The sequence below is a fragment of the Micromonospora foliorum genome, assembly GCF_022229015.1.
GTDB lineage: Bacteria > Actinomycetota > Actinomycetes > Mycobacteriales > Micromonosporaceae > Micromonospora > Micromonospora foliorum.
The window spans coordinates 1-6,758 of record NZ_JAKKFF010000152.1 but is presented as its reverse complement, the minus strand read 5'-3'; the positions used below and the strand labels follow the sequence as shown (position 1 = coordinate 6,758).

Annotated in this window: 8 protein-coding genes; 6 read left to right on the top strand and 2 right to left on the bottom strand. The window is 72.2% G+C overall.

The genetic code is table 11. The annotated features are described in order from the left end of the window. Positions 1-215: 215 nt before the first annotated feature. Positions 216-1,178: a complex I subunit 1/NuoH family protein gene (locus PSH25_RS13215; RefSeq protein ID WP_030329816.1), complete on the top strand. Its 963-nt coding sequence runs from the start codon at positions 216-218 to the stop codon at positions 1,176-1,178. Positions 1,179-1,536: 358 nt separating this feature from the next. On the opposite strand, the gene PSH25_RS13210 is transcribed toward PSH25_RS13215, so the two are convergent. After that, positions 1,537-2,592, bottom strand: coding sequence for a glutathione S-transferase family protein (locus tag PSH25_RS13210; RefSeq protein WP_274527415.1), 1,056 nt, complete (start codon positions 2,590-2,592; stop codon positions 1,537-1,539). 46 nt (positions 2,593-2,638) lie between these two features. Here PSH25_RS13210 and PSH25_RS13205 point away from each other — a divergent pair, with 46 nt between their 5' ends. Further along, complete coding sequence (locus tag PSH25_RS13205; protein WP_238659376.1) at positions 2,639-3,067, top strand: ester cyclase; 429 nt, start codon at positions 2,639-2,641, stop codon at positions 3,065-3,067. Between the two features lie 84 nt (positions 3,068-3,151). Here PSH25_RS13205 and PSH25_RS13200 read toward each other — a convergent pair whose 3' ends face one another. After that, positions 3,152-3,301, bottom strand: coding sequence for a hypothetical protein (locus PSH25_RS13200; protein WP_238659375.1), 150 nt, complete (start codon positions 3,299-3,301; stop codon positions 3,152-3,154). Between the two features lie 95 nt (positions 3,302-3,396). Between PSH25_RS13200 and PSH25_RS13195 the strand changes: the two genes are divergently transcribed. The 4 genes from PSH25_RS13195 to PSH25_RS13180 all read left to right on the top strand — a co-directional run. Beyond that, a complete protein-coding gene (locus PSH25_RS13195) occupies positions 3,397-4,008 on the top strand; it encodes a NuoI/complex I 23 kDa subunit family protein (protein ID WP_238659374.1) in 612 nt (203 codons plus the stop codon). A gap of 43 nt (positions 4,009-4,051) precedes the next feature. After that, complete coding sequence (locus PSH25_RS13190; RefSeq protein ID WP_238659373.1) at positions 4,052-4,612, top strand: NADH-quinone oxidoreductase subunit J family protein; 561 nt, start codon at positions 4,052-4,054, stop codon at positions 4,610-4,612. Then, the gene (gene nuoK / locus PSH25_RS13185) at positions 4,609-4,971 is read left to right on the top strand and encodes an NADH-quinone oxidoreductase subunit NuoK (RefSeq protein WP_238659372.1); all 363 of its coding nucleotides are present in this window, start codon (positions 4,609-4,611) and stop codon (positions 4,969-4,971) included. The genes PSH25_RS13190 and nuoK overlap by 4 nt, the downstream gene beginning before the upstream one ends. Further along, the coding region (locus PSH25_RS13180) for an NADH-quinone oxidoreductase subunit 5 family protein (RefSeq protein ID WP_238659371.1) at positions 4,968-6,758 on the top strand (1,791 nt) is incomplete at its 3' end. The genes nuoK and PSH25_RS13180, both read left to right, overlap by 4 nt.

Here is a 6,758-nt window from a genome sequence, read left to right as displayed (position 1 = left end):
TCCGGCGCTGGTCCGGCTGCCGATCCCAGGCCCGGTGCTGCCCCGGCCGACCAGCCCGTCCCCGGCGCCCGCCCGGGGGCCGAGCCGGTGTCCGGCGCGGCCGCACCTGACAAGCCTGGCGCGGGACCGGCCGACCCGGCCGCACCGGGCGGCGAGCCGATCGCGGACCCGCCGGGCCGCGCCGGCCGGAGCGACCACGACGGGGGTACGGCCTGATGCCGCTCTGGGTGGAGCTGGTGCTCCGGATCGGCGGCGTGGTGGTCGCGTTCCTCACCCTGCCGTTGCTTGTCGGCCAGGCCGAGCACAAGGTGATGGCGCACATGCAGGGCCGGCTCGGCCCGATGTACGCGGGCGGCTTCCACGGCTGGGCGCAGCTCGTGGCCGACGGGGTCAAGTTCGTGCAGAAGGAGGACATCACGCCGCGCGAGGCGGACCGGGCGGTGTTCCGGCTGGCGCCGGCGGTGGCGCTGGTGCCCTACCTGCTGGTGCTGCTGGTCATTCCGCTCGGTCCGAACGATTTGGTCGGGCAACCGTTGGACATCGGCCTCTTCTTCGTGCTCGCCGTGGTCGGCGTCGGGGTGGTGGCGGTGCTGATGTCGGCGTGGGCGTCGGCCAACAAGTACAGCCTGCTGGGCGGGCTGCGCGGGGCCGCCCAGTTGCTCGGTTACGAGCTGCCGCTGGTGCTGGCCGCCGCGTCGGTGGCGATGGCGGCCGGCACGCTCAGCCTGTCCGGCATCGTCGAGGCGTGGCAGCCGTGGTGGCTGCTCTGGCAGGCACCCGCGATGATCATCTTCTTCGTCGCCGGGCTGGCCGAGATCCGTCGGCCACCGTTCGACATGCCGGTGGCCGACTCGGAGCTGGTCTTCGGTTACATGACCGAATACACCGGTCTGCGGTTCGCGTTCTTCCTGCTCGCCGAGTACGTCGGCATCGTGGTGATCGCCGCGCTGACCACGGTGCTGTTCCTGGGCGGTTGGCAGGGCCCGTTCGCCGACGACCAGTTGGGCTGGCTCTGGACGCTGCTCAAGATCTTCGCGGTGTCCTTCGTGATCATCTGGCTCCGGGTGTCCTACCCCCGGCTACGCGAGGACCAGCTGCAACGCCTCTGCTGGCTGGTGCTGGTACCCGCATCCCTGGCGCAACTGGTCCTCACCGCAGCCGTCCGCATCGCCCTGTAGACCGCGCGACCGCGAGACCGCGAGACCGCGCGACCGCGAGACCGCGAGACCGCGAGACCGCGAGACCGCGAGACCGCGCGACCGCGAGACCGCGAGACCCCGCGACCGCGCACTGCGCGGCGAGAACGCCGCATGATCCCGCACCGCGCGGCGAGAACACCGCAAGATCGTGCTCGATCCTGGTTGTAGTGGCCTCGGCGATTTGGGAGGCCCCTAAATCCAGGATCGAGCACGATCTTGCGGCGTGTGGGCCCCTCAGCGCACACGAACTCGCGGCGTGTGGCGTGTCGCGTGTGGCCTGCGGCGTGCGGCGTGCGGCGTGTGCGTGTGGCGTGCTGTGTGGCCCGTGGGTCCCCGGTCAGCGCAGCGGGGTGTGTGCGGGGTCGACGGGCTCGGCCGGGGGTGGGGGCGGGGTGCCGTCGCCGAAGGGGCGGCCGCCCAGCGTTTCCCGGCTGTGCGGGGTGAGCCAGTTGGACAGGTCGGGGCCGAGCGGGACGATCCCGGTCGGGTTGATGTCGCGGTGCACCTCGTAGTAGTGCCGCTTGATGTGGTCGAAGTCGATGGTGTCGCCGAAGCCGGGCGTCTGGAACAGGTCCCGGGCGTACGCCCACAGCACCGGCATCTCGCTCAGCTTCTGCCGGTTGCACTTGAAGTGGCCGTGGTAGACCGGGTCGAAGCGGACCAGCGTGGTGAACAGCCGCACGTCGGCCTCGGTGATGGTGTCGCCCACCAGGTAGCGCTGGTCGGTCAACCGCTCGGTGAGCCAGTCCAGCCGGTCGAAGAGCTGGTGGTACGCCTTGTCGTACGCCTCCTGGTTGCCCGCGAACCCACACCGGTAGACGCCGTTGTTCACGTCCCGGAACACCACGGCGTTGACCTCGTCGATCTGCTCCCGCAGGTGCTCGGGGTAGAGCTGCGGGGCGCCCTCGCGGTGGTACGCCCTCCACTGCGTGGACAGGTCCAGGCTCATCTGCGCGTAGTCGTTGGTCACCACCTGCCCGGTCGGCACGTCCACGATCGCCGGCACGGTGATGCCGCGCTCGTAGCCGGGGAAGCGCTTGAAGTACGCCTCCTGGATGCGCTCGATGCCGAGCACCGGGTCCCGGCCGTCCGGGTCGAGGTCGAAGGTCCAGCTCCGGGCGTCGTGGGTCGGGCCGGCCACCGCCATCGAGATGGCGTCCTCCAGACCGAGCAACCGCCGTACGATGATCAGTCGGTTGGCCCAGGGGCAGGCCCGGCTGACCGCCAGCCGGTACCGGCCTGGCTCGACCGGATACCCGTCGCGCCCGTCCTCGGTGATCCGAGTGGCGATGTACCGCTGGTCGCGGGTGAACTCGCCGCCCGGCTCGACGTACTTGCCGCCTTGTTCCTCGCCCACGTCGCTCCTCCCGGTCTGGTCAGTGTCTCTACCCAATCCTGGCGGATCTACGGCGCACCGTGGTCCCGGATACCCTGCCGGGATGACGGATGTGGAGGCGGCGGCCCGGCGGTTCATCGCGGATGTGTGGAATGCCCGCCAGGAGGAGTCGGCGTACGAGCTGGTCGCCGAGGAGTGCCCGGGGCTGGGCGGCACCGGGCCGGAGGCGACGCTGGCCTGGCACCGCGAGCGCCGGGCGGCCTTCCCGGACCTGCGCTACAAGATCGTCGACGTGGTCGCGGCCGGCGAGCGGGTGGCCGTGCACTGGCGGGCCGCCGGCACCCACGCGGGGCAGTTCGGGCCGGTGCCGCCGACCGGGCAGGTGGTCAGCTACTCGGGGGCGACGTTCCTGCGCTTCGACCCGGCGGGCCGGATCGTCGAGGTGTGGAGCTGCAACGAGCTGTTCCAGTTGCTGCAACAGCTCGGCGTCGAGATGCTCCCACCGGCCGTCGTCAGCGGACCCGGGGCGTGATCCGGCTGATCGGCAGATTGATCGGAAAGGGCTCGCCGGTGTCGACGAACTTCGTCCACCGCCCGGTCTCGGTGTAGACCTCGTTCACCGCGTCGATCCGGTAGGTGAGGAGGGGGACATCAGCAGCACTCCATCAAGCAGTTCCCGGCGGCGGCCATCCTCGGGCAGCGCATCCAGATCGTCAGTCGTCCACCCGCCCTCAGGCGGGTAGTCGCTCTGCAGCGCGGCGGTCATGGCCGGTCCTTCCAGGTGCGTTCGTTCTCCCCGCGACCACGGTACCGCCGCCGACCTGTGGGTGGTGGTCGCGCGCGCCGTGGCCACAGGGCAGGATGGTCGACATGAGCGACCCCAGCGAGCGCGGTGGCACCGGCGAACGCGGCCTTCCCGGCGCGGGCCTGGTGAAGGGGCTGGCGGTCACCCTCAAGACGATGACCAGCCGTTCGACCACCCAGCAGTACCCGGACACGGCTCCCGACCTGCCGCCCCGCTCGCGCGGCGTGATCGCCCTGTCCGAGGAGAACTGCACGGTCTGCATGCTCTGCGCCCGCGAGTGTCCGGACTGGTGCATCTACATCGACTCGCACAAGGAGGAGGTGGCGGTGCCCGGCGCCGCCCGCCCCCGCCAGCGCAACGTGCTCGACAAGTTCGACATCGACTTCTCGCTCTGCATGTACTGCGGCATCTGCATCGAGGTCTGCCCGTTCGACGCGCTCTACTGGTCACCCGAGTTCGAGTACGCCGAGTACGACATCAAGGACCTGCTGCACGACAAGGACCACCTCGGTCAGTGGATGGCCACCGTTCCGCCGCCGCCCGCGCACGACCCGAACGGCGAGCCGGCCAAGGAGGAGACGTCCGCCGCGCGCAAGGCGGCCGCCGCACGTCCCGCTCCGCCAGCGGTACGCCCCGAGCCCGACGCCGACCCGGGTTCCGCGTCGTGAGCGCCCGAGCCGTCGTGTGCGCCCGAGCCGGAAGGGCGGTCCGGTGACCGGGGCGGATGTGCTGCTGCTCGCCCTCGGTGCGGTGGCGGTCGGTGCCGGCGTGCTTGTGGTAACCACGAAACACCTGGTCCGGGCCGGGCTCTACCTGGTGGTGTGCCTGGGCGCGTTGGCCGGTGACTTCCTGGTGCTCAGCGCCGAGTTGGTGGCCTGGGTGCAGGTGCTGATCTACGTGGGCGCGGTGGTGGTCCTGCTGCTGTTCGCGGTGATGCTGACCCGGGCTCCGATCGGCGCCTCAGACGACCTGGACCGGCCCGGCTGGCCGGCCGCGCTGATCGGTGGTGGCGCCGGGCTGGGGCTGACCGCCCTGCTTGTCGACGCGTACCGCTGGAGCACCGTCGCGCTACCCGCCGCGGGCACGGCCGAGCGGCTGGGGGAGCAGATCTTCCAATCCTGGGTGCTGCCGTTCGAGGTGCTCTCGGTGCTGCTGCTCTCCGCGCTGGTGGGCGCGATCGTGCTGTCCCGGCCGGACATCGGCCGAGCGGGCCCGCCCGCCGACGGCCGGGCGGCTGACCTGGTCGACAGCGAGTCCGGGGGGCGCCGGTGAGGCCGGTCATCCCGTACGTCACCGCCGCGCTGCTGTTCGGCCTCGGCGTGTACGGCGTCCTGCGCCGCCGTAACGCGGTACTGGTGCTGATGTCGGTGGAGTTGATGCTCAACGCGGTCAACCTGATCCTGGTCACCGCGGACACCACCGCCCGCGCCGTGCTCCCGCACTCGGGGCAGGTCTTCGCGCTGTTCGTCATCGTGCTCGCCGCCGCCGAGATCGGGGTGGGGCTGGCGATCGTCCTTCAGCTCTACCGGCTGCGGGCGACCGTCGCCGTGGATGACGTGCCGCTGACCGAGCCGTCGGATCCTGTCGGCGGGCGCGAGCCGGTCGTCCTGGAGTCGGAGGCGGGCCGGTGACCGGGCTGCTCGGGGCGCTGCTGCCCGCCGTACCGCTGGTCGCCGGGCTGCTCGGCCTGCTGCTGCCACCGGCCCCTCGGCGTAACAGCGCGACCGGCGGCGACCGGGCCCGGACGGTCGCCGTGACGCTCGGCGTCACCGGCGCGGCCGGCGCGCTTGCGCTGGCCGTGGCGCTGCTGCTCACGGTCGACGGGCCGACGGAGACGTCGGCCACCTGGGTGGACTTCGGCGGGCTGGCGGTGACCCTCGGCGTACGGCTGGACGGTGCCGCCGCACTGGTCGCGGTGGCGGTCACCGCCGTAGCCCTGGCCGTGCAGGTCTATTCGATCGGCTACCTGCGGCGCGGCCCCCACGACGACGTCGACGTGGACCACCGCTACCCGCCCTACGCCGCCCAGATCAGCCTCTTCACCGGTGCCATGCTGCTGGTGGTGGTCGCCGGCGACCTGATCATGCTGTTGGTCGGCTGGGAGGTGATGGGCCTCTGCTCGTACCTCCTGATCGCCCACGACCGCCGACTGGCCGGCGCCCCCGCCGCCGCCATGAAGGCGTTCCTGGTGACCCGGGTCGGTGACGTCGGGTTCCTGCTCGGCATCGCGCTGCTGGGCGTGTCGACGGGCAGCTTCCGGATCGCCGACGTGCTGGCCCACGACCACTCCGGCGCCACGTTGACCGCGGCGGGCCTGCTGCTGCTCGCCGGTGTGGCCGGCAAGAGCGCCCAGTTCCCGCTGCACACCTGGCTGCCGGACGCGATGGCCGGCCCGACTCCGATCTCCGCGCTGATCCACGCCGCGACGATGGTCGCCGCCGGGGTGTACGCCGTGGCCCGGCTCTACCCGCTGTTCACGGCCGCGCCGGTGACGCTGACCGTGCTGGGGGTGCTCGGCGCGATCACGCTGTTGCTCGGCGCGCTCGCCGCCACCGCCCAGGACGACATCAAGCGCGTGCTGGCCTGGTCGACCGTGTCCCAGTTGGGCTACATGACCGGCGCGCTGGCGGTCGGCTCACCCTCGGCGGCGCTGTTCCACCTGCTCACCCATGCCGCCTTCAAGGCGCTGCTGTTCCTCGCCGCCGGCGCGGTGATCCACGCCGTCGGCACCACCCTGATGTCGGAGATGGGCGGGCTGCGGCGCAGCATGCCTGTGACGTTCTGGTGCACGGTGGTGGGCCTGGGCGCGCTGGCCGGGGTGCCGCCGCTTGCTGGTTTCTGGAGCAAGGACGGCGTACTCACGGTCGCCGAGTCGGCCGCGCTGGAGGGCACCGGCCCGGCCCCGTCCTGGGTGGGCTGGATCGTCTGGGTCGCCGGGCTGGTCGGCGTGGCGGTCACCGCCTGGTACGCCGGTCGGCTCCTGCTGCGCACCTTCTTCGGCGCTCCGCGCCTGCCCCTGCTCCGGCCGCACGACCCGCCGGCGGTGCTGCGCTGGCCGGTGGTGCTGCTGGCCGTACCGGCCGCGCTACTCGGTCTGGCCGGGTTCGTCGGGGCGTTCGCCGACCGCCTGCGGTTCCCCACCGTTCCGGTGGCGGGCTCCGAGGACGGCCTGGTCCACCTGGGGCCGGGGGTGCTGCTGCCGCTCGCGTTCCTGCTGCTCGGCGCCGGCCTGGTGACGCTGGGTTGGCGGCGCGACAGGGCCGCCGACCCGGCGGCCGCGCTGGGTCCGCTGCGGCCGGTCTTCGCCCGCGCGTTCCGGCTCGACGACGTCCAGCACACCCTCGTGGTACGCCCCATCCGGGCGCTGGCCCGCGCCGCGCGCACCGGCGACGAGGTGGTGGTGGACGGCGCGGTCGAG